Consider the following 21,403-nt stretch of genomic DNA (forward strand, 5'->3'; position numbering starts at 1 on the left):
AGAACATGAAAACAAAGGATGCAGTTTGTATATTAACCAATCATGTCATCCCGTGGCAGCATCAGATGCAGGGAGTGCCTGGAATGAGATTGGATAAGCATATCAAATAGACCAGCTGCTGCTAACCGGTATTCTAGCTTTTTACAACCCGTGTGGTAAGCCGCTGCCCTATGAAGAGTGAGGTATCGGTCAGGGTGCGTTGCGAGTAGCTCTGGCGCTGGAGTTTTAGTGATGTTCACATGCCGTCAATGCTAATGCTGTAGACTCTGCTCAAGTCTCATTCTCGACACGAGAAATACACAAGAGGGCAAGCTTAACGGTACTCCCCGGAATACTGTTCACTTCGAACGTTGTATTTTTTCTCCTCTGGGTTACATTAGGGGGTACAGAGTGATAGATATTAGCTATTGAGATGACTTTATTCATTGAGAATATGTTGGTGATATTCGTGCTGCAGGGTATACGTTTTATTTAGCGTATCTGGGTAAACGCCCTTCTGCTGGTTTGTCAGTGATACTGAGGCTGGTGTTCCAATAACTGGAACTCCAATAAAAAGCAGGATACCGATGAAAAGCAGCAAGGCGATGAGTTTGTTACCCATAAGAACATACCCCGTCACCAACAGGATGGTAGCGGCTGAAACTAGCGGGACTGACATCTGCTGTTTGTGGTGCCGTCTGTGGCGAAATGCTAGCCTCAAGTTCGGGCACTGACAACCGTTCCTCTATTTCCTCAAAGGGGTGCACTATCCCGGTTGGGGTTCCAAGCAGTACGATTTGCCTGGATTCAATACCAAGGGGACACTGTTATTCCGGTAAGTTTGATTGCCGGGATAAAAATAACTTTTCTACTTGTTGTTTCTGCTTGTGGCGACGTTCTACGCCTCTTCAGCGTGAACGACTGCTACTGAGGATATGCCTGATAATGCGACATGCCAAGCCCAGTACCATCTATCTGAAGGATTACCGTGCACCTGACTACTTGGTTGACAATACCCACTTGCATTTTGAGTTAAAGCCAAAGGCAACCTTGGTCAAATCGCGGCTTAAGATCCGTCGAAATCCTGCGGCCGGGGAAGGTTTGCCCCCGCTATTTCTGGATGGTGTAGATCTAATACTATTGTCAATCGCCATTGATGGTGCACTGCTTTCACCAGAACACTACGAGAAGATGCCGCAGGGAATTTTGGTGTCTGTGGATAAGCCTGAATTTTTCCTGGACATTCAAACCTGTATCAATCCAGAGGATAACACTACCCTGGAGGGGTTATATCTTTCCAATGGAATGTATTGCACTCAGTGTGAGGCCGAAGGGTTTAGAAGAATCACTTTCTACCCTGACAGGCCGGATATCATGTCGAAATTTACTACCACTATAGTCGCACCCAAAGAGTATCCGGTATTGCTCTCTAATGGTAATGAGATTAGCCGAGGCCCTTGTGAAGGCGACCATCACTATGTGACCTGGGAGGATCCATTTTCTAAGCCCGCTTATCTTTTTGCGCTGGTGGCAGGAAATCTACAGTATTTGGAAGATTGTTTCATCACGGCCAGTGGCAGAAAGGTAAAGTTACAGCTATTTACTGAAGAAAAAAACATCAATAAAGGTGATCACGCTTTACGCTCGCTTAAAAATGCCATGCGCTGGGATGAGGCAGTATATGGCAGAGAATATGATCTTGATATTTTTATGATTGTCGCGGTTGATCACTTTAATATGGGAGCGATGGAAAACAAGGGACTGAATATTTTCAATTCTGCTTGCGTTCTGGCAAGTCCAGAGACTGCAACAGATGCAACTTTCCAGAGAATTGAATCGATCGTTGGCCATGAATATTTTCATAATTGGTCAGGGAATCGAGTCACCTGTCGAGATTGGTTCCAGTTGAGTCTGAAGGAGGGATTCACAGTATTTCGAGATGCTGAATTTTCTGCAGATATGAACTCGCGAGCCGTTAAACGTATTGAGGATGTATCCTTGTTGCGCACCAACCAGTTTGCAGAGGATGCGGGGCCCATGGCACACCCTGTCCGTCCGGATTCCTATATGGAGATTTCCAATTTCTATACACTGACCGTATACGAAAAAGGGGCTGAGGTAGTACGTATGATACACACTCTGCTAGGCCCGAGAGGGTTTCGCAAGGGGAGTGATCTCTACTTTGAGCGCCACGACGGCTGTGCGGTCACTTGTGAGGATTTTGTAAGAGCGATGGAGGATGCTAGTCAGATTGATCTGGTTCAGTTCCGGCGCTGGTACAGCCAAGCAGGCACTCCGCAACTCACTGTGACTGATTATTTCGATGAAACACTGGGTACCTATGTGCTCACTGTCCGCCAATCGTGTCCGCCAACACCTGGCCAGAGAGAAAAACGCCCATTCCATATCCCCTTGAAACTGGGGCTATTGGACAAAAATGGCAACGAACTGGTTCTGGATGGACAGGGTACCACCCAGTGTGTATTGGAGATTACAGAAGCTGAGCAGTCATTTGAGTTCACCGAGCTGTCTGAAAAGCCCCTGCCATCCCTGTTGCGCGACTTTTCAGCACCTGTAAAAATTGATTACCCCTATAGTATTGATCAGTTATTGTTTTTGATGTCTAACGACTCCGATACTTTCAACCGGTGGGATGCTTCCCAGAGGCTGGCATTCTTGGCACTGTCTGATCTGCAGCAGGCGTACCGCACAGGGGGAGTACTACAACTTCAGCCGGAGCTGATAGCGGCTTACAGAAGTGTGCTGCTGAATCGAGACCTCGAGCCGGCACTGGTAGCGGAGTTATTGCAGTTGCCGAGTGAACAGTCTATTGCTGAGGCGTCAGTACACATCGATGCTGAGGCGATAGTGGCCGCTCGGGAATTTGCCCTGCAAACGCTGGCAGAAGCGCTTTTTGGCGAGTTTCGTGCGCAGTATACTGCATTGAATGTGCGAAAATCCTTCAGTCTGAGTGCGAAAGACATTGCTGAGCGAAAACTAAAGAATACCTGTCTGTTATATCTCTGTGCCACAGAAACGGCCGATGCACTGGCTTTGGCACAAGAGCAGTTTGATACAGCGAACAATATGACTGACAAGGCTGCTGCCTTGAGTGTTTTGATTAACCATGCCGGTGACAAGCAAGCGATTGCTGCAATCGAACAATTTTATCAGTGCTGGAAAGAGGATGCGCAAGTTGTCGAACTCTGGCTTGGCCAGCAGAGCAGGAGTTCCCGCAGAGGAAATCTGAGCGCTGTTGAAAAACTCATTCAACACCCGGCGTTTGATTTGAAAAACCCCAATCGGGTAAGGGCAGTGATTGGTGGCTTCGCGAAAGGAAACTTCAGCCAATTCCATAGGAGTGATGGTAGTGGATTTGAATTTCTGGCTGATCAGGTAATCACTCTGGATAAGTTGAATCCACAGATTGCAGCGCAACAAGTGATTCCCATTACCCGTTGGAAGAGATACACAGGCGATCTTGCCAGAAAAATGAAAATTGCGCTAAAAAAGATTATGGACTCTGGAGATCTGTCAGGAGATTTGTATGAAGTGGTGAGTAAAAGCTTGAACTAGTATTCTGGTGGCAAACCGATCAATTGATGGCCGCGACGATACCGGAATTTTTTTGCCTGATCGCCTTACATGGCCACAAGCTGCGACATGTGACTTGTAAGTGCAACTCATACCATCAGTGGATTTGCGCGAATCAGTAGTGTCTCTACATCGACCCCTTTTGGAAGGCTGCCGGTACTGCGCACGCCGCTACTTTCCAGCCGGGATGCCATGAAGGCATCACTGACCGCCTCATTCCCCCCCTGGACTAGAAGATGCGCCTGCATGGTAATAGCCATCTGGTCAACAATATGTCGTGCCCGGTATTCAAACTGGTCAAGGTCTGCAAGCTCGTTTCTCAGTTTTTCGATCGCTTTGTCCAGCCTTGTATCCACGCCAAGGCTTCCCTCCATCTCGTCGAGCCAGTGGTTTACCACGGCAGGCGTTTTAGTGATCGCACGCAGGACATCCAAAGCCTGGATATTGCCTGATCCTTCCCAAATGGCATTAATAGGGGCATCCCGGTAGAGCCGTGCGGTGATAAAATTCTCGATAACCCCATTGCCTCCCAGACATTCCATTGCTTCATAAGCATGGTGGGGGCTACGTTTGCATATCCAGTATTTCCCCACCGCAGCACCCAATCGCAGCAGCATTTTTTCATGTTCCACTTCCTCAAGATCCATGGCTTTGGCTATCCGCATGGTCAATGCAACGGACCCCTCGACTTCCAGCTGCAAGTCGGCCAGGACGTTTTTCATTAGGGGCTGGTCAATCAGCATCTGCCCAAAGGCTTTTCGCCTGGAAGCGTGATATACTGCCTGCACCACTGCTTGACGCTGGCCCCCGGAGGATCCGGTCATACAGTCAAATCGGGTAATTGCCACCATTTTGATGATGGCATTTACGCCGCGCCCCTCCTCGCCCAGCAGCCATCCAAGTGCGCCCCGTATCTCTACCTCCGAAGAGGCATTAGATACATTGCCCGCCTTAACCTTCAAGCGCTGAATTTCCAGTGGGTTTTTACTGCCATCCGGTCGCCAGCGCGGGACCAGGAAGCAGGAGAGCCCCCCGGGAGCCTGTGCAAGGATCAAAAAGGCATCACACATTGGGGCGGACATAAACCATTTGTGTCCTATCAACTCATAAATACCATCACCCACTGGAATTGCGGTGGTTGTGTTGGCGCGGACATCCGAGCCTCCCTGTTTTTCCGTCATACCCATGCCAATTGTCAGTGATGACTTGTCAAAATAGGGGCGGTTACTGCTATCGTATCCCCTATTGAGAATCTTGGGGACCCACTCCTTGGCAATCTCAGGATTCAGTAGAATTGTCGGTACTGAGGCAAATGTCATCGTTACCGGACATCCGTGGCCAGCTTCTAGTTGACTTTGAAGATAGTTTTTTGCCGCCCGTACCACATTGGCACCAGGACCGGCATCAGTCCAAGGCGTACTGTGCAGTCCTTCCGAAAGCGCCAGTTGCATTAATTGATGGTACGAGGGATGGTAGCGCACTAGGTCAATACGGTTCCCTATGCGATCGTGACTTTCGAATATGGGTTTGAATTCATTGGCAGCATACCCGCGTTCGATCATTTCCGGTCTGCCACAGATTTCTCCGTAACGGTGTAAGTCGGCTTCGGCCCATCGCCCTTTATTGATATATACTGCCCCCTGTAACGCCGGATCACCTGCATACAGGTTATGCCCAAACAGGGGTGGTACCTGATTGTAAACCTGGTGAGTGGCAGTGTGTGCAGTTGGGTGAGAGTGATCAATCATAACTTCAGTCTCTGTAGACGTCGATAAGTGAAGAGGAGTCTGCCTGACCTATTACTGCGCCCACAATGGGAATACACTCTGCAGCATCAAGAGTTATCTGCTTAATAATTGACCAGGAGGACCTTTGTTTCGCCTGAGGCAGTACTGAGGCTCGATGGTTGTTGGCCTTGCAGGGTAATGAGCTCGCCTCTTAGTGTATCGTCCCGGCCAGGCAGTTCAAGGTACTCTCAGTAGTAGCCGGACCAACTACTGGGAGTGCCCAGCGAGGCTTACTCTGGAACCGGAGCATAGCCAAATCGCTTCCCGATCACTATTTGACCGCAAGCGATTGATCCAGAAAATTTGAGAATCCCGTCATATACTCTTTGCTGACTCTACATATGGGCTCCTTTTAATAAAATCATGGCCTTTTTGTAACCTCTCATCTATTTTTTACTTGATTGTTTTTGAATAATCGTATCGTCGTCGAGTATGTCGTGCTGACTTTTTTAACATTTTCTCGAAAAATCTGTTTCGGATCATTCAATATGCCTTGCATTCTCTTTCGCTATCCATCTTTACTTTGAGCAAGTTTAGGAGAGAAAAGCAAATTTTTATCATACAGCTTTCTGCCCCTTTTTAACTCATTTTTCCTCAAAATCCATCCGGTAATATTGGGGTTCAAAACACTGCTCTTAGTACTGTCGCTCCCTCAATGTATGAGGAATTAAATGCCAAAAAGCGATTCGTCTGTTTTCTGTCCGGGATAGGGTAATACCTAGGTATTAATAAATGGCTTGCACAAAGGAGATTAATACACTTAAGATTGAAATTGTAGTCTCCAAGTCACTTCCTGTTGCAGGAAAGTGTTTGATCGAATAGATTTAGCTCACAGTGTAAGATGACCGAGAAGTATCAAGAAGAACTGGCAAGGTAAAAAATAAATATTGAAATAGGACTGCACATTGGGGAATCCCAGATGAATTTGCATAAGGATTATGCACGCCTAAAAGTCATAACTGCGAAAGCGGGAGAAAATAGACCTTCCGTCGTTTTCTTAACTTCCTGTATGAACATTCAAACTTCTATTTTTGCTGGAAAAATAGAAGATGAATTTAATATCAAATGTATCATATTTCGTCATTCTGAAATTAATGCCTTTAAAGAGATAGAGGCTGATTATCTTATTCTGGATTGCGCGGGTCTAACGCTGGCAGATCTTGATCAGTTGCTACGAGAGGTGCACGAGATAACAGAACCTCCCAATATTGTGTTGATCAATATCAGTCAGACAGAGGACATTGATTTTGTGCTTTATTGGGAGAGGGTCCTTGGCCTAATGTCCTCGGAAAGTGAGCCCAGGATTATATTGGAAAGATTGAAAAGAATATTTTCTGGTGAGTACTGGTTTCCAAGAGATGTGTTGCATAATTTTCTAAGGCAGAACCGAAAACCAAAAAAATGGTCCGGGAGGACTTATAATTTGACACGGAGAGAGCGACAAATTTTACAGCTCATTTGTGATTGTCATACCAATGCCAATATCGCTGAAGCGCTGTGTGTAAGCGAGCATACTGTTAAGAGTCATCTTTATAAAATATACCGAAAAATAGGTTGTAAAAATCGATTAGAGGCAAGTAGTTGGGCCAGTCAGAATTTGTAATATGATAACCGATTTTCGTATCCGTAAAGTTCTGTCTTTAATACTTCTTTTTTCTTCGCTAACCTTATTTGGTTATTCCCAGGAATTGGAGGAACTGGAAGCAGAGGATTCTCTGCTGACAGGGCTTGTAATCGATGACACTGTAAGTGGTATAGGGCATGAATTTGCCCGCTCCCTCTCTCTCTACCTATCGGCGACATTGTCCGAGTTTGAATATAATCTGACTGTTCATGAGAGACCCTCAGCCAGGTGGGGAAGCGTTGTCTGGGTTACCTATGAGAATAAACAGGTATTTAAAACTATACTATATCCCGGACGAAGAACTTTTGGGGAGATTGTAGAGAGGGCGGCCACACAGATTGACAATAATGTCCGGCAGAAAAGGTTGCAGGAGTTATTCTCTCAAAATCTGGATTTGGCAGGAGAGGAGATCTAATGAGAAGATGGATTTTTTTTATTGTCACCATTTGTTCAATTTCACCATATATAGGTTCGGCTACCGAACTGATTTACACACCAGTAAATCCCTCATTTGGCGGGAATCCGTTAAATGGCAACTATCTGTTGAACAATGCAAGTGCCCAAAACAGTAAGAGAGACCCAAAGGCTGATAAATCACCTTATTCCGGAATCTCTTCTTTGGATAGATTTACGGATACTTTAGAGTCCAGGCTGCTGTCGCAGTTGCTAACCGATGTGGGAAACGGTAATGATGGTACTTTAGTGACGGATGATTTCATCGTCAATATTGTCGATGTGGACGGTACGCTGACCATCACTATTACTGATGCGGTTACAGGAGAGGTTTCCGAGATTGTGGTTGTTGGCCTGGATCCCGGAAACTAGTATGTTTTTTCTGGTGAATGGCGCTTTTGTATTTTCTAAAGGCAGCGATGATGTTGTTAAGGACTATTTTTTTTGTCTTGATTGTTTCTATTGCTGGTTGTAGTTTTTTTCAAAAAACCGGAGAGGCTCTTTTTGGTCCTGGAAAACAGAAAGCAACCCTGACTGACAGGATGAGTACCTATGTGGATTTACTGAGCCTGCCATCCCCCAGAGGAAAGATAGTTGTTGCGGTATATGGCTTTAGCGATCTGACAGGTCAGTACAGGCCGGCTCCAGCCAGTTCGTTCTCCACAGCGGTTACACAGGGAGCTGCTGCGATGCTGGTGCAGGTGCTGAATGAATCTGGCTGGTTTGTAACCTTGGAAAGAGAAGGGCTTCAAAATCTACTGACGGAAAGAAAAATAATTCGTGCGGCCATAAAAGAGCAAGGTAATATCCCACCTTTTGAGCTGCCATCTCTCATGTCGGCAAACATTATGCTTGAGGGTGGGATTGTTGCCTATGATACCAATATAAAAACCGGAGGTGCAGGTGTCAGATATTTTGGTATCGGTATTTCGGAGCAATACCGGGTGGATGAGGTAACCGTTAATCTGCGCGCGGTGGATGTCCGTAGTGGCAGAGTTGTCAGTAGCGTTCTCACCAGTAAAAAAATATTGTCACGTCAGATACAAGGCGATGTCTATCAGTTCGTAGAGTACAAAAGACTGCTGGAAATTGAAGCAGGGACAACAACAAATGACCCTGCACAACTCTGTGTTCTGTCTGCTATTGAGGCAGCAGTAATCCACCTGATTTCCCAGGGAGTGAATGCGAATCTTTGGGCATTACAGGATAGTAAGGAATATCCAGCTTCTGTGTTGAGTGAATATGCTGAAACCCCCGTAAAAATATTATAAACTGGCAAGTCTGTAGTTTTCCAGAATAATGGTTATGGTTGATTTGATTGTATTTTAATTCTTATTTTCCTCCATGCTGGCTGGGATAATAAATTCCATTATCGACATCAGCTTTTTGTTGAATTCTTATGATTAATTTTTCATTGGGTGTTGTTGCACTTTGAAAGGAAATGCTGTCTTTTATCTGGGTGAGAAATTCACGATTAAATTAACCGACACTCATACAAAAGTCGTATTTTTCTCATTCTAAGGGTGCAATAAATACGCTTTTTTCCGATTTATTTCCCCCTCAATTGTTTTATAGTGACGTTGTTGGCGGACTTTTAACGGTGTATTTCTCTTTTTTGGAGTTCTGCGTGAACGCTAGCAATGCGATTGTATTGTCTGTGCTTCTATTCTTGTTTGCTCTGCCCAGTGTGTATGCGGATGACCTGGATCCCCACAATGAATTGCTGTCCGGTCAGGGTGCACTGGATCTTCTTTTGCTTGGAGATGACCCGCTTAAAAGACAGATGGCTCAGATAGTTCAGGTTGGCGATGAGAACTTAGCGGAAGTTTCCCAGTCTGGCCAGTTTAATCAGGTAATTCTGATTCAGGAAGGTTATTCCAATGGAGCGGTCATTCAGCAAGCTGGCAATGTAAACTATGCGGCCATATCCCAGTCCGGGGGCTATAACCAGGCGGCAGCTATTCAATATGGTACGGGTAATATCGCTCTGATTGACCAGGTTGGTCAGAGAAATTCTGCGAATATTATCCAACATGGGGATGGGTTATTTGGATTTGTCGCGCAGTTTGGTGACAACCATGCAGTGCAAATAGTGCAGTACGATTAATGCGCTGTGTTATTTCGTCCGTGATTTCAGTTAATTTAGAGGAAAAACCATCAATGAAAAAATTTTCACTTGCTGCCGCGATTACCCTGCTTGGCGGAACCGGTCAAGTCCTAGCCGATGGTAACGTCGGGGATCAAATGCAGTTTGGCAATGACAATGGGGCAACAATTACCCAGGTGGACCAGTCTACCAATAACGCCGCCTATCAGTGGCAGGAAGGCAATGACAATCGGGCAAACGCCTACCAGTCTTTTGCTGACGGAAACTACCTTGACCAGACGCAAATTGGCAATCGCAATTGGGTGGAAACTGACCAGTGGATGCAGGAGGGCTCTGAGGCTTCCAGTTATCAAGAGGGAGAAGGTAACAGGAGCACTCTGCATCAATGGGAGGGCTCTGGGAATACTGCCTATGCAGGTCAGATGGGCAGTGAGAATACACTGTATATCGACCAGTACAGCCAGTCCAACTTTAACTATGTCGATATGTTGCAAAATGGCAATGATAATATGGCCGCTCTGCACCAGGAAGGCGACGCGAACTACTTCTCCAGTACCCAGACCGGGAATGGCAACGGTGTGTGGAACAGCACCCGGTATACATCTGCCGATGGATTCAATGGCGGCCAGATAGGTGATGGAAACGTGGGTATTGTCTACCAGGAAGGGGCCGAGAACACCGCAAATTTGCTGCAGACCGGTGACTTTCACTACCAGGATCTGGCGCAGGTTGGTGCCAACAACCAGGCCACGATCGCTCAGGATGGCAGCGGGAACTCCAGTGTGGCCTACCAGGTAGGCGCTGACAATGCTGCCACTGTTACTCAGTTTGACAGTTTCAATACCGTTGATATGAATCAGCTTGGAAACAATAATACTGCCACGCTGGTGCAAATGGGGAATGGTAATATGACTGGGTTTTCCCAGAATGGCGACATGAATATGTTGACAATTGACCAGTCCGGAAATAGCAACACCGCACTCGGGTTCAGCGAAGGTGTCTCCAATACCGTGGATATTGATCAAGTGGGGGAGCTGAACATGGCTGAAATCCACCAGGACCTGGGTGCTGACAACTTGATCGCTCTCTCACAGAATGGATTTGAGCAAAGCGCACATCTCGGTCAATCCGGCAATGAGAACGCTGCCTTTGTGGACCAGTCAAATGGTTTCAACATGGTCAGCGTACACCAGGTTGGCACCAGCAATCTGGCCACTGTTGTACAAAACTAATAGCCTCATAATCTGGTGATCACCAACCTCTCCCTGCTCAGGGGAGAGGTTACCTGTCGCTGAGAATAAACAGAAACTTCTTATGCCAGGCACTTTCTATTAATTACTCTGCGGCCTGGGTCAGGGAAGACAAGTTTCAACGGTCACAGGCAGCGATAACCAGATAAATTCAGAGTGAGTTCCAGCAGGCCTGTCCAGGGAGACTGGTGTGCGGCCCCACCCTTGATTGCTGCGTCAATAGCGCGCGCACGTAGAAGCAGGGTTTCCAGTTGGCGGGGACGCAGACGCGCAAGGGCGGACTGTACAAGAGGTTGGCGTTTTTGGATACGTACCAGGCGTACCAGAGGTTGTCCCTGCGCCAGTTTTTCTCCAATGTCCAGCAGTGAGCGTATTTCCCTGGTCAGTGCCCAGAGTACGACCGGGGGCTCTATGCCTTCTGTACGCAGTCCCTCTAAGGTTTGAATGGATTTTTCGCCCTCTCCAGCCAGGGCTCTGTCTATGAGATCGAACACGCTGTAGCGGGCAGAGCTGGTGATACTCTGCGCCAACCGCTCGACAGTAATGCGTTCATCGGAATCCAAAAGTTTCAGCTTTTCCACTTCCTGGCTCGCGGCAAGCAGGTTGCCCTCAACCTGTTCTGCGAGCACCTGTATTGCCTCCGGCTCCGCAGACAGCCCGGCAGCGTTCAGTCGCTGGTGGATCCAACGGGGCATATCCTCGGCACCCACCGGCCAGACTTGTACAAGTACGCCATCCTTCTCCAGGGACTTGACCCACTTGCTATTGAGTTGGGATCTATCCAGCCTGGGGAGCACGATCAGCAGTATTAAATCCCGGCGGGTGTGTTTGGCAAATTCCCGTAGGGCCTTGCTGCCTTTGTCTCCCGGCTTACCGTTGGGTATGCGTGCCTCGATCAGTTTTTTTTCTGCAAAAAGGGACATATTGCCCGCAGAGGCGCGCAGTAACCCCCAGTCGAAATTGTGCTCTGCATGCAGAAGTTCACGCTCACCAAAGCCGTGTTTTCTTGCCGCAGCGCGCACCTGGTCGCAGCACTCTTGCACCAGTAGTGGCTCGTCACCGGAAATAATATAGACCGGGGCAAGCCCCTTGCCGAAATGTTGTTGCAGCTGATGGGGGGATACGCATTGGAGCAGAAACGCCTAGTAGCTTTTGTCTTCTAAGGGCGCATTGGCATCAACGCGACGCAGCCGGTCGATGATTCGGCCGATCAGTTCCCGGCGCATTTCCGCGCGCAGCAAGCGCTCTTCCTCCCCCTTGCTAACGATCTCCGAAACATCCCATACCAGTGCGCGGTAGACGTCAGCCTGGGCCTTATTCAACAGAGTCTCCCCACTGCCAGTGCGAATACTGTAAATAACGCTGGTAATCAGCTCGTATTCTGATGCGCGACCCTCTGAGTCCACAGCGACTGTGAGTTTGCGCTCGGTTTCTGTGTGAATGGTCAGTACATAGTCCGCATCCATAGGTGATGGCGCGATGGCCACACCAGAGTTGTGCAGTAGGCGGCTGAGCTCATCGGCGATATCACTGCGCGGATTTTCGCTGAAAATATAAATAGTGCTGCCCGGAGGAAAATTCTTGGGCACACCGCGCAAGTGCCAACCACAATTGATAATTGTAAAGGCAAACACCAGGATAATAATTCGGAGTGGGATTTTTTTCATAAGCCACCTGATTGCATCGGGTCGATCTTCTGAATTCCTGCCAACAGAGTCGGACACACTGCGTGTCCGGCTTTGATGGCAAATTTATTTGGCGACGATATTGACCAGCTTACCCGGTATCACGATTACTTTGCGCACAGTAGCTTCACCCAGAAATTTCTGCACCTTGTTATCGGCTAGCGCGCGCTGTTCCAAGGCCTTGTTATCCGCATCTGCCGGCGCGTCCAGCTTTGCACGCACCTTGCCATTGACCTGTACTACGAGAGTGATGGTTGAGCGTACCAAGGCCTGTTTGTCCACCTCGGGCCAGGGAGCATCAATCAGATCGATGGTATTTCCCAGGCTTTGCCACAACTGGTGGCAGATGTGGGGGGTAACCGGGGCCAGTAACAGTACGGCGGCCTGCAGGGCTTCGCGTTCAACGGCGAGTCCCTGCTCGCTGTCCCGCTCGGCCAGTTTGCCCACCGTATTGAGCAGTTCCATCACTGCCGCAATGGCAGTGTTGAAGGTCTGGCGGCGGCCGTAGTCATCGCCCACTTTCTGGATGGTTTCGTGTGTTTTGCGGCGCAACTGCTGTTGCCGGTCACTTAAGGCCTGTCGGTCAAATTCGGTATGACTGGGGCCGGCTGTCACATGTGCATACACCGTCTTCCACAGTTTGCGCAGAAAGCGGCTGGCCCCCTCGACACCGGCGTTGTGCCACTCGAATGTCTGTTCCGGTGGCGCCGCGAACATGGTGAACAGGCGCACTGTGTCCGCGCCATACTGCTCTACTGTGGCGTGGGGGTCTACGCCGTTGTTTTTGGACTTGGACATCTTTATCACACCACCGGAGAGAACCGCCTTACCGGTGGCGCGTTCAACCGCTCTGATCGGTTTGCCCTTTTCATCGCGTTCGATATCCACGTCGGAAGGGTTGATCCAGGTCTTGTGACCATTTTCCTCCTGGTAAAAGGATTCCGCTAACACCATCCCCTGACAAAGCAGTTGCTTAAAAGGCTCATCGCTGTCGAGCAGGCCCTCGTCACGCATCAGCTTGTGGAAGAAACGCGCATAGAGCAAGTGCAAAATGGCATGTTCGATACCGCCGACATACTGGTCGACAGGCAGCCAGTAGTTGGCACGATCGGGGTCCAGCATACCCTGCTCAAAATCCGGGCAGGTGTGGCGGGCGTAGTACCAGCTGGATTCCATAAAGGTATCGAAGGTGTCGGTTTCCCGCTCAACCGGAGTGCCGTTGAGTTCATCCTTACGCCACTCGGGGTCGGCCTTAATGGGGGATTGAAGCCCGTCCAGCACTACGTCCTCCGGCAGTAAAATGGGCAGTTTTTCCGCAGGTACCGGGATCTCCCCGCCGTCGGCCAGGTTGTACATGGGGATCGGTGCGCCCCAGTAACGCTGGCGGGATACGCCCCAGTCGCGCAGGCGATAGTTGGTGGTTACGCGGCCCTTGCCGGAGGCGGTCAGTGCCTCGGAGATCGCTCTAAAGGCCCCGTCAAAGTCCAGCCCGTCAAAACAGCCGGAATGCACCAGCCTGCCTTTTTCGGTAAACGCTTCCCTGTCCAGATCGACAAGACGGCCATCGGTGGGTTCAATCACCTGCGCCACAGGCAGCTGGTATTTATGGGCAAATTCCCAGTCGCGCTGATCGTGGGCAGGCACCGCCATAACGGCGCCGGAACCGTAATCCATCAATACATAGTTGGCCACCCATATGGACACTTCTTGACCACTGATGGGATGAATGGCCTTCAGCCCGGTGTCCATGCCTTTTTTATCCATGGTGGCCAAATCGGCCTCGGACAGGGTCTGCCTTTTACACTCGGCGATAAATGTGTTCAATTTCGGGTTGTTTTGCGCCAGCGCCAGGGCGATGGGGTGTTCGGCGGCCAGGGAGAGGTAGGTGACACCCATCAGCGTATCCGGGCGGGTGGTATAAACGTCGAAGTGGTCCATACCGGCCACAGTCTCAGACAGGGCGAAACTCAGCTCCACACCGCGACTCTTGCCGATCCAGTTGCGCTGCATGGTGCGTACCTGTTCGGGCCAGCCTGGCAGCTTGTCCAGATCTCTGAGCAGTTCCTCCGCATAGTCGGTAATCTTGATAAACCACTGTGCCAGTTCGCGGCGCTCAACCGTGGTACCACAGCGCCAGCAGGCTCCGTCCTCCACCTGCTCATTGGCCAGCACCGTCTGGTCGTGGGGGCACCAGTTGACGGCGGCATTTTTCTTGTAAACCAGACCCTTTTCGTACAACCGGGTGAAAAACCACTGTTCCCATCGATAGTAGGAAGGCTGGCAGGTGGCCAACTCGCGGGACCAGTCAAAGCCGAAGCCGAGCGCTTTCAGCTGCCCCTTCATATAGTCGATATTGGCATAGGTCCACTTGGCCGGGGCGGTCTTGTTCTGGATAGCAGCGTTTTCAGCGGGCAGGCCAAAGGCGTCCCAGCCCATCGGGTGGAGGACATTTTTACCCCGCATGCGATGGTAACGGGAAATCACATCGGTAATGGTGTAGTTGCGCACGTGCCCCATATGGAGTTTGCCGCTGGGATACGGGAACATGGACAGGCAGTAGAATTTTTCCCTGTCCGTGTTTTCCTTAACCTCGAAGCTTTTGTGTGCCTCCCAGAATGCCTGGGCGGAAGCTTCGACCGTGGAGGGATTGTACTGCTCTTGCATGAATTCGAGGCCTATACTCTGTGATCAAAATTTACGGGACGTTCAATGCTCCAACGGGTACGGTTGCTGACCGGTATCCGAGGGAGGATGATCGCAATCAAGCCCCGTCCCCGGAGCATCTATTAGGATGTGTAAACGCGGAATTATAGGAGGGATATTGTGACGAAGGAACCGAAGTTACCACCGAAGGCAGATCTGGTCGACGAGTTGCGCGAGGACCTGGAGAATCTGGTGGAAGGAGAGCTGGCTGTTGAGGATCTGACAGCCAATAAAGTCGCATTCCTGCGCGCCTGGTTAAAGGATGACCTGCATCGGGCGGCGGATTATCTGCGTGGTCTCGGGGGGGAGTTGCGCACCCTTGAGGAGCGTGGCGGCAATTGGCTCCTGGATGCGGCAGATCCAACGGAAACTGCCTGGCCCAATCTGATGCGTTGTATCAAAGACGGACAACCCTGGGCCCTGGCTGGCGAATATGTGGGAGCTGATGAGGAGCTGCAGTGCCTGGGTTGTGGTTATCGTGTGCTGCCCCCGCAGCATACCCAGATTACCCCATGCCACCGCTGCGGATATGGCTGCTTTCGCCAGATTAAGGGTGGTCTTGAATATTGATCGAATTTTATCCGATTATGACAAGCCTTTTGATGCCGCCACTGGCACCTCTGCTGGGATTGCTGTTGGCTTTTCTACTGTACTTCCTGCCTTTCGGCTCCCTCTTGGAGCGCTCGGCACTGCCATTGGCCGTTATTTCTTTCGCTGCTCTCTGGGTGAGTGCCACACCCGCGTTTTCTGCCTGGCTTGGAAAGCAGTTGGGAACAGCTCCGGAAATGGCCGGTATCACTCCCCAGGCTGTCGTTATTCTCGGTGGTGGGCGCTACCGTGACCGGATGTCTGGCCATGAGCGCTTGTCGGCAACAAGTCTCGAAAGGGTGGTTTGGGCAGCACAAAAAGCGCCGGATCACCTGCCACTACTGGTCTCCGGTGGCAGGATCTATGAGAATGAGCGGTTGGCAGAATCACAGATGATGGCAGCCCTGCTGGAAGGGGAGCTGTTCCGGCAGGTCAGTTGGCGCGAGGATTGCAGCCGTACAACTGCGGAGAATGCTGTGCACAGCACAGCGATATTGCGCAGTGCCGGTGTGAAAAGTATTGTCCTGGTAACCCACTGGTGGCATATGCCCCGCGCAGCAGAAGTGTTTACCCGCGCTGGCCTGCAAGTGCAGCCACTGTCGGTAGGCAGTGCGGCGGAGCTGTTACCGCAGTCACAGAGCGGCGTATTGCGCTGGACACCCGGTGCGGCGGCGATGCTTCAAACGCAGATTTACTGGCGGGAAGTATTGGCACAGGTATGGTATCGCTGGAGATCGCTGCCACCAATGCACTCCTGTTGAGGAACTTTTAAAGTAAAGGCTTTTCAGAGGCCTACCGGCCAAGAGAGGAGGGGCCGCAGGGTGCCGGACAAGACAGTGACTTGATCACTTCTAGGGCCGGACTTAGGATGAATGGCGTCGCAGGCCGGACCCTTGAAATACCTGCAGCCGGACTCAGATTGCATCTGTGCTTCCGGGACGGCGGCATCAAACAAGACATGGAAGATCGGTTTGACTGCCGGGGTTACCAATAGGCGTAACGGCGGTGGAAAACAACCATAACAACAAGCGAGATAAACCCAAGATGAAGGGCTTCCCGATTTCTTTTACTCCCATCCAGTTACACAACCGTTTAAATCAGACAGTTTGGATTGGTTTCAGGCAAGTGAGGCAGGATGGCAGAACCCTGTTGTTTCTCTATGCGGGTACGGAGGTCGGTGCCCAGCTAAGCAAGAACTTTGAGACATTTGCCGGGCAAATAGTGCGAGAATTTCGTATTGACCCTGCCCAAGTGGAATTTATCGAGTTGCGCAAGGGTGGAGAAGAATCCCATTGGTATCGCTGGCATGCCCGGTGGGTTGGATCTGCACCAATGGAGTGCCATGCAGAGCGGGTGACCAGCGAGGCGGGTTGTCGCTTTTTGGCTGAGGCGCTGGAGAGCGCCATGGCGGCGGCCTGAGACATCTTGTGCGCATGTGGAGGCACTTTCAGGCCTGTGCGCCGCGGGTGGCACTGCCCCCATTGATCAAGTCTGCAAGGGCCTGCGAGAGGGTGGGAAAGTGGAAAGTATAGCCGCTGTCGAGTGCTGTGCGCGGCTCCACCCGCTCGCTTGTCAGAAGCAGTTCCTGTGCCATTTCTCCAAACAGGATGTTCAATAACCAGGCGGGTGTGCGCATCACAGCGGGGCGGTGCAACTGTTTGGCCAGGAGGCGGGCAAAGCTGTTGTTGGTGACTGGCTCCGGTGCACTGGCATTGAATGGCAGGCACAGATGCCGGTCGATAGCGTGCAGCATCAGCCCCACCTCATCCTCTTCGTGAATCCAGCTCATCCAGTGTTCACCAGAACCCATGGGCCCCCCAAGTCCAAGCCGGAATGCCGGCAGCATCTGTGGCAGGGCGCCACCGCGGTTGGAGAGTACAATAGCCGTACGCATAATGCCGACACAGATACCCGCCTGCTGTAGGGGTAGGGTTGCAGCTTCCCAATCCCGACACAGCTGTGCGGCAAAACCTCCTCCGGGGGGGCTGTCTTCCTTTAGCAGATCTCCACCGCGATCCCCATAGTAGCCAATCGCCGAGCCGGACAGGAAGTAACCGGGTCGCGCTCTTTGCACGAGTGTCCAGCGCACCAGCTTCTCTGTGGTTTTCAGACGTGAATTGCGGATCTCAGCGCGGCGCCTCTCGGTCCAGCGACGGGAGATGGGCTCTCCCGCCAGGTTCACCACGACGTCTACTGGCCGCTCTACCTCTTCCGGTTCCCTGCAGGCATCTACAGATTCTCCACAAAGTGCGCGCACTTTATCCCGCTGCCGGCTCAATACAGTGATACTGTCTCCACGGTCCAGCCAGCGCTGGCAAAAGAGCCTGCCGATCAGGCCGGTGCCGCCACTGATTAAACAATGCATAGGTAGGGCGCCCCTGCCGCAGTTTTATTGGTGAAGTGCTTGCAGCATAGCAGTCATCTACAGTCATGACGGGGCCCTGGCGGAGCTGGGGTTGAGCCCGCCAGGTTGCCGGAGCGCTTTTCGGGAGGCTTTACTGGTCGGTGACTTCGCCAGTGGCAGGTGCCTGGGCTTTGGCACTTCCTCTTCGGCGCAGGATGACCGCCAGAGCCAGCATGGGCAGAGCCAGAGCAAATACGATGGGGATACCGGCAAGCATAAATGGGGTGACTCCCCGCATTGCGCGGATATCGCCTGTCATGTTGACTTGTTCAAACTGGGGCAGTTGTTTCACGATATGTCCCTGGGGGTCCACGATGGCAGTCATTCCGGTATTGGTACTGCGGACCAGATAGCGGCCGGTTTCCAGCGCGCGCATTTGCGCCATTTGCAAGTGCTGCAAAGGGCCGATGGACTCCCCGAACCAAGCGTCATTGCTGATCGTGAGGAGCACCTGGGCCGGCAGTGCACTGTTTGACACCAGGCGCGGATAGACAACCTCGTAACAGATGAGCGGTGCCCAGCTGACACCCGCTGCCTTCAGCGGGCGCTGCTCGTCGGGCCCTGAGCGGATAAAGGAGGTGGGCAGGTCGAAAAACTCGATGGTACCTCGGATCAACTGCTCCAGGGGTACGTACTCGCCGAAGGGAACCAGGTGGCGCTTGTGGTAGACACTGGGATTCTGGCCGAACACGGCGGCTGAATTATGTACAATCCGGCCATTGTTGTTGGGATCACGTATATCGTAGAGGATGCCGCTGATCAGGTCGATTCGGGTTTTTTCCGCATTGCGCTGCAGCGCCTGCATCAGGTTGGGGGCCTGCCTGTACAGCATTGGCAGTGCAGCCTCCGGCCAGATGATCACATCCACATCCCGGCTGCTCAGTTCGCGGGTACCGTCCTGGTAGCGGCTTATGGTCTCTCCGCGAAATTCCGGCAGCCACTTTTTCTCCTGGGGAATATTGGCCTGTACCAACCCCACCGTGATGATCCCGCCCTCCGCGTGGGTCCACGCCACGTGAGAAAGCAGGGCGCCTGCGGGCCAGGGGAGTAATGCCGAGACAATCAGGGCGATATGGCTGCGCTGATTCAGTGGCACCAGGCGGCCGCTGAACGCCAGGGCGAGCACGGCGGCGCCAAACGCCAGCAACAGGCCGACACCGTAGACGCTCAGTACCGGAGCCCAGCCGGACAGCCAGGTATCCAAATGGGCATAGCCGGCAAATAACCAGGGGAAGCCGGTCAATATCCAGCTGCGAAACCATTCGCTGATAAACCAGAGGGCGGCGAAGGCCAGGGCAAAGCTGAACCGGTTATCGGTAAAACGGCCGATAACATAAAATGGGGCTGCCAGCAGCATCGCCATTATGGCGACAAAACCCCCGGTAAGCGCGATCCCAAGGGGAACAGAGGCGTTGCCGAAGTTAGTGATCGAGATGTAGACCCAGGAGCCGCCACTGGCGAAAAGTCCCAGGCCGTAGCAGAATGCCAGCCACAGGGCGCTGCGTCCGCGCAGGGTTTGTCCCCCCGAAGCCTGCAGGTAGAGCCAGGCCAGCAGGGCTAGGGACAGCAGGCCACACACCCAGTAGTTGAACGGGGCAAAGGAGAGTGTCATCAACCCGCCGGCGCCAGCGCTGGCGAGAGAAAAAGTAATCTGCGCATAGACTCGCGTGTTCGGCACCCGGCCCTGTGGGCCGCTGTAGCCAGTGATTCAAGCTCCTGGGTCATCGGCTGGCGCGCTGCAAATCTGCGTGCCGGCTGCGGGTGTTAGGGGTGCCCTGTGTCAACTGTCCTCTTCCGGCGGTTTGTGAATATGGGCCACGCGCAACAGGTGAATCTGTCGGTTGTCGGCATAGAGTACGCGGAACATAAAGTCTCCGAGGCGGGTCACCTCATCGCGCCCGGGCAGGTGACCAAAAGACTGCATGATTAGACCACCAATCGTGTCAAATTCTTCATCGCTGAACGCACATTCAAAAAACCCGTTGAATTCCTCGATAGGGGTAAGTGCTTTGACGATGTAGTCATTATCGCCCACCCGGCGGATAAAGCTATCCGCTTCCTCCTCGTCGGTTTCGTCTTCAATTTCCCCGACAATCTCTTCGAGAATATCTTCAATGGTTACGACCCCGGAGACGCCGCCATACTCATCGATAACAATGGCCATATGGTAGCGGTTTTCGCGAAATTCCTTCAGCAGGATATTCAGGCGCTTGCTTTCGGGAATGATATTGGCGGGGCGAATGATATCCTCGAGCTGAAATTCGCCAACGCCCCTGAGGAGCAGAGGGAGCAGGTCCTTGGCGAGCAGTATTCCGCGGATATCGTCGATACTTTCACCGACCACTGGGAAGCGGGAGTGGCCGGATTCGATAATTTTGGGCAGAAAGGTTTCGGGCTTGTCCCTGAGGCCCACCACAACCATCTGGGAGCGGGGAATCATAATCTCCCGCACCTGCTGGGTGGAGACATCCAGAGCGCCTTCAATGATGGACAGCGCCTCTGCGTCCACCAATTGGTTTTCAGCCGCCTCCTTGATGATGTCCAGTAACTCATCGCGGGATTTGGGTTCGGCGGAGAAAGCGCTGAACAGTTTTTCCAGCCAGTTTTTTTCACTGGATCGGGACTTGTTGGATAAGTGACTACTTGGGGGTTCGTCTGTGGTCATGGAAGTGGCCATGCTCCGGATATCTCTCGTCTCGGGGTAATTAGTGGCATTGCTTGGGCAGTTTGGCTGCGCAGTGAGCTGTCATTTCGCCTTCCCGACAGGGGTGTAGGGAGCGGAAAAGCCGAGGCTGGCCAGCAGGTCTGTCTCCAGCTTTTCCATCACCGCTGCATCGGCATCCTCGACGTGGTCATAGCCCAGCAGGTGCAGTGTGCCATGGACCGTCATATGTGCCCAGTGCGCCGACAGTGATTTGTACTGTTGCTCCGCCTCCAACTGTACTACCGGAGCACAGATCACAAGATCCCCCAGTAGGGGAAGATTGAGCTCCGCAGGTAAATCTGCCTGAAAGGACAAAACATTGGTAGGCACATCCCTGCCGCGGTACCGGTTGTTGAGCTGCTGGCTTTCCTCCCTGTCGACAATGCGCACGGAGAGTTCGGCTACTTCCCGATGCCCGGTCAGTGCTTTGGCAACCCAGGAGTGAATGGCCTGGTTGGAGGGCAGGTGCATGCAACGGCTGGCCCGCTGTACATCGAGTGTCAAATCAATCATTACTCGGCAGCT

At 51.7% G+C, this 21,403-nt stretch carries 19 protein-coding genes; 10 read left to right on the forward strand and 9 right to left on the reverse strand.

Features of this window, described 5'->3' with window-relative positions; genetic code table 11:
• Positions 1-418: 418 nt before the first annotated feature.
• Complete coding sequence (locus M8T91_RS04395; protein ID WP_301417192.1) at positions 419-601, reverse strand: hypothetical protein; 183 nt, start codon at positions 599-601, stop codon at positions 419-421.
• 323 nt (positions 602-924) lie between these two features.
• Between M8T91_RS04395 and pepN the strand changes: the two genes are divergently transcribed.
• Positions 925-3,555, forward strand: a complete 2,631-nt coding sequence (gene pepN / locus M8T91_RS04400) for an aminopeptidase N (RefSeq protein ID WP_301417194.1) — start codon at positions 925-927, stop codon at positions 3,553-3,555.
• Between the two features lie 107 nt (positions 3,556-3,662).
• Here the strand turns inward: pepN and M8T91_RS04405 are convergent, their stop codons facing one another.
• Positions 3,663-5,321, reverse strand: coding sequence for an acyl-CoA dehydrogenase family protein (locus M8T91_RS04405; protein WP_301417196.1), 1,659 nt, complete (start codon positions 5,319-5,321; stop codon positions 3,663-3,665).
• Between the two features lie 958 nt (positions 5,322-6,279).
• Between M8T91_RS04405 and M8T91_RS04410 the strand changes: the two genes are divergently transcribed.
• The 6 genes from M8T91_RS04410 (at position 6,280) to M8T91_RS04435 (ending at position 10,776) form a co-directional block, all read left to right on the forward strand.
• Positions 6,280-6,963, forward strand: a complete 684-nt coding sequence (locus M8T91_RS04410; RefSeq protein WP_301417197.1) for a helix-turn-helix transcriptional regulator — start codon at positions 6,280-6,282, stop codon at positions 6,961-6,963.
• A gap of 1 nt (position 6,964) precedes the next feature.
• A complete protein-coding gene (locus M8T91_RS04415; RefSeq protein WP_301417199.1) occupies positions 6,965-7,399 on the forward strand; it encodes a CsgE family curli-type amyloid fiber assembly protein in 435 nt (144 codons plus the stop codon).
• A complete protein-coding gene (locus tag M8T91_RS04420; RefSeq protein ID WP_301417201.1) occupies positions 7,399-7,809 on the forward strand; it encodes a curli assembly protein CsgF in 411 nt (136 codons plus the stop codon). The genes M8T91_RS04415 and M8T91_RS04420 overlap by 1 nt, the downstream gene beginning before the upstream one ends.
• A gap of 26 nt (positions 7,810-7,835) precedes the next feature.
• Complete coding sequence (locus M8T91_RS04425) at positions 7,836-8,708, forward strand: CsgG/HfaB family protein (protein ID WP_301417204.1); 873 nt, start codon at positions 7,836-7,838, stop codon at positions 8,706-8,708.
• A 356-nt stretch (positions 8,709-9,064) separates the two neighbouring features.
• Entirely contained in the window at positions 9,065-9,544 is a 480-nt protein-coding gene (locus tag M8T91_RS04430) for a hypothetical protein (RefSeq protein ID WP_301417206.1), read from the forward strand.
• A gap of 53 nt (positions 9,545-9,597) precedes the next feature.
• Positions 9,598-10,776 (forward strand): hypothetical protein, encoded by a 1,179-nt coding sequence (locus M8T91_RS04435; protein WP_301417208.1) that lies wholly within the window; start codon positions 9,598-9,600, stop codon positions 10,774-10,776.
• 143 nt (positions 10,777-10,919) lie between these two features.
• Here the strand turns inward: M8T91_RS04435 and holA are convergent, their stop codons facing one another.
• The 3 genes from holA to leuS all read right to left on the reverse strand — a co-directional run bounded on the left by holA (position 10,920) and on the right by leuS (position 15,143).
• Positions 10,920-11,837: a DNA polymerase III subunit delta gene (holA, locus tag M8T91_RS04440; protein WP_301417210.1), complete on the reverse strand. Its 918-nt coding sequence runs from the start codon at positions 11,835-11,837 to the stop codon at positions 10,920-10,922.
• Between the two features lie 99 nt (positions 11,838-11,936).
• Complete coding sequence (locus tag M8T91_RS04445; RefSeq protein WP_301417212.1) at positions 11,937-12,461, reverse strand: LPS-assembly lipoprotein LptE; 525 nt, start codon at positions 12,459-12,461, stop codon at positions 11,937-11,939.
• A gap of 84 nt (positions 12,462-12,545) precedes the next feature.
• The gene (gene leuS, locus M8T91_RS04450; RefSeq protein WP_301417215.1) at positions 12,546-15,143 is read right to left on the reverse strand and encodes a leucine--tRNA ligase; all 2,598 of its coding nucleotides are present in this window, start codon (positions 15,141-15,143) and stop codon (positions 12,546-12,548) included.
• Positions 15,144-15,302: 159 nt separating this feature from the next.
• Here leuS and M8T91_RS04455 point away from each other — a divergent pair, with 159 nt between their 5' ends.
• The 3 genes from M8T91_RS04455 to M8T91_RS04465 all read left to right on the forward strand — a co-directional run bounded on the left by M8T91_RS04455 (position 15,303) and on the right by M8T91_RS04465 (position 17,189).
• Positions 15,303-15,752, forward strand: a complete 450-nt coding sequence (locus M8T91_RS04455; RefSeq protein WP_301417217.1) for a zinc ribbon-containing protein — start codon at positions 15,303-15,305, stop codon at positions 15,750-15,752.
• Entirely contained in the window at positions 15,749-16,531 is a 783-nt protein-coding gene (locus M8T91_RS04460; protein WP_301417219.1) for a YdcF family protein, read from the forward strand. The genes M8T91_RS04455 and M8T91_RS04460 overlap by 4 nt, the downstream gene beginning before the upstream one ends.
• A gap of 244 nt (positions 16,532-16,775) precedes the next feature.
• Entirely contained in the window at positions 16,776-17,189 is a 414-nt protein-coding gene (locus tag M8T91_RS04465) for a hypothetical protein (RefSeq protein WP_301417221.1), read from the forward strand.
• A 28-nt stretch (positions 17,190-17,217) separates the two neighbouring features.
• On the opposite strand, the gene M8T91_RS04470 is transcribed toward M8T91_RS04465, so the two are convergent.
• The 4 genes from M8T91_RS04470 to ybeY form a co-directional block, all read right to left on the reverse strand.
• Positions 17,218-18,135 carry a TIGR01777 family oxidoreductase gene (locus M8T91_RS04470; protein WP_301417223.1) on the reverse strand — a complete coding sequence of 306 codons (918 nt, stop codon included), beginning with the start codon at positions 18,133-18,135 and terminating at the stop codon, positions 17,218-17,220.
• A 130-nt stretch (positions 18,136-18,265) separates the two neighbouring features.
• Positions 18,266-19,852 carry an apolipoprotein N-acyltransferase gene (gene lnt, locus M8T91_RS04475; RefSeq protein ID WP_301417225.1) on the reverse strand — a complete coding sequence of 529 codons (1,587 nt, stop codon included), beginning with the start codon at positions 19,850-19,852 and terminating at the stop codon, positions 18,266-18,268.
• A 102-nt stretch (positions 19,853-19,954) separates the two neighbouring features.
• Entirely contained in the window at positions 19,955-20,851 is an 897-nt protein-coding gene (locus tag M8T91_RS04480; RefSeq protein ID WP_436970320.1) for a CorC family transporter, read from the reverse strand.
• Between the two features lie 69 nt (positions 20,852-20,920).
• A complete protein-coding gene (ybeY, locus tag M8T91_RS04485) occupies positions 20,921-21,391 on the reverse strand; it encodes an rRNA maturation RNase YbeY (protein ID WP_301417227.1) in 471 nt (156 codons plus the stop codon).
• Between the last annotated feature and the right edge of the window lie 12 nt (positions 21,392-21,403).

Origin of the sequence: Microbulbifer sp. MI-G, from assembly GCF_030440425.1 — a bacterium.
GTDB classification, from domain to species: domain Bacteria; phylum Pseudomonadota; class Gammaproteobacteria; order Pseudomonadales; family Cellvibrionaceae; genus Microbulbifer; species Microbulbifer spongiae.

Excerpts from the sequence above, each read along its gene's own strand:
- M8T91_RS04395 (WP_301417192.1), bottom strand. The coding sequence starts at position 601 with ATGGGTAACAAACTCATCGCCTTGCTGCTTTTCATCGGTATCCTGCTT.
- pepN (WP_301417194.1), top strand. The coding sequence starts at position 925 with ATGCGACATGCCAAGCCCAGTACCATCTATCTGAAGGATTACCGTGCA.
- M8T91_RS04405 (WP_301417196.1), bottom strand. The coding sequence starts at position 5,321 with ATGATTGATCACTCTCACCCAACTGCACACACTGCCACTCACCAGGTT.
- M8T91_RS04410 (WP_301417197.1), top strand. The coding sequence starts at position 6,280 with ATGAATTTGCATAAGGATTATGCACGCCTAAAAGTCATAACTGCGAAA.
- M8T91_RS04415 (WP_301417199.1), top strand. The coding sequence starts at position 6,965 with ATGATAACCGATTTTCGTATCCGTAAAGTTCTGTCTTTAATACTTCTT.
- M8T91_RS04420 (WP_301417201.1), top strand. The coding sequence starts at position 7,399 with ATGAGAAGATGGATTTTTTTTATTGTCACCATTTGTTCAATTTCACCA.
- M8T91_RS04435 (WP_301417208.1), top strand. The coding sequence starts at position 9,598 with ATGAAAAAATTTTCACTTGCTGCCGCGATTACCCTGCTTGGCGGAACC.
- M8T91_RS04445 (WP_301417212.1), bottom strand. The coding sequence starts at position 12,461 with ATGAAAAAAATCCCACTCCGAATTATTATCCTGGTGTTTGCCTTTACA.
- leuS (WP_301417215.1), bottom strand. The coding sequence starts at position 15,143 with ATGCAAGAGCAGTACAATCCCTCCACGGTCGAAGCTTCCGCCCAGGCA.
- M8T91_RS04470 (WP_301417223.1), bottom strand. The coding sequence starts at position 18,135 with ATGCATTGTTTAATCAGTGGCGGCACCGGCCTGATCGGCAGGCTCTTT.
- M8T91_RS04480 (WP_436970320.1), bottom strand. The coding sequence starts at position 20,851 with ATGGCCACTTCCATGACCACAGACGAACCCCCAAGTAGTCACTTATCC.
- ybeY (WP_301417227.1), bottom strand. The coding sequence starts at position 21,391 with ATGATTGATTTGACACTCGATGTACAGCGGGCCAGCCGTTGCATGCAC.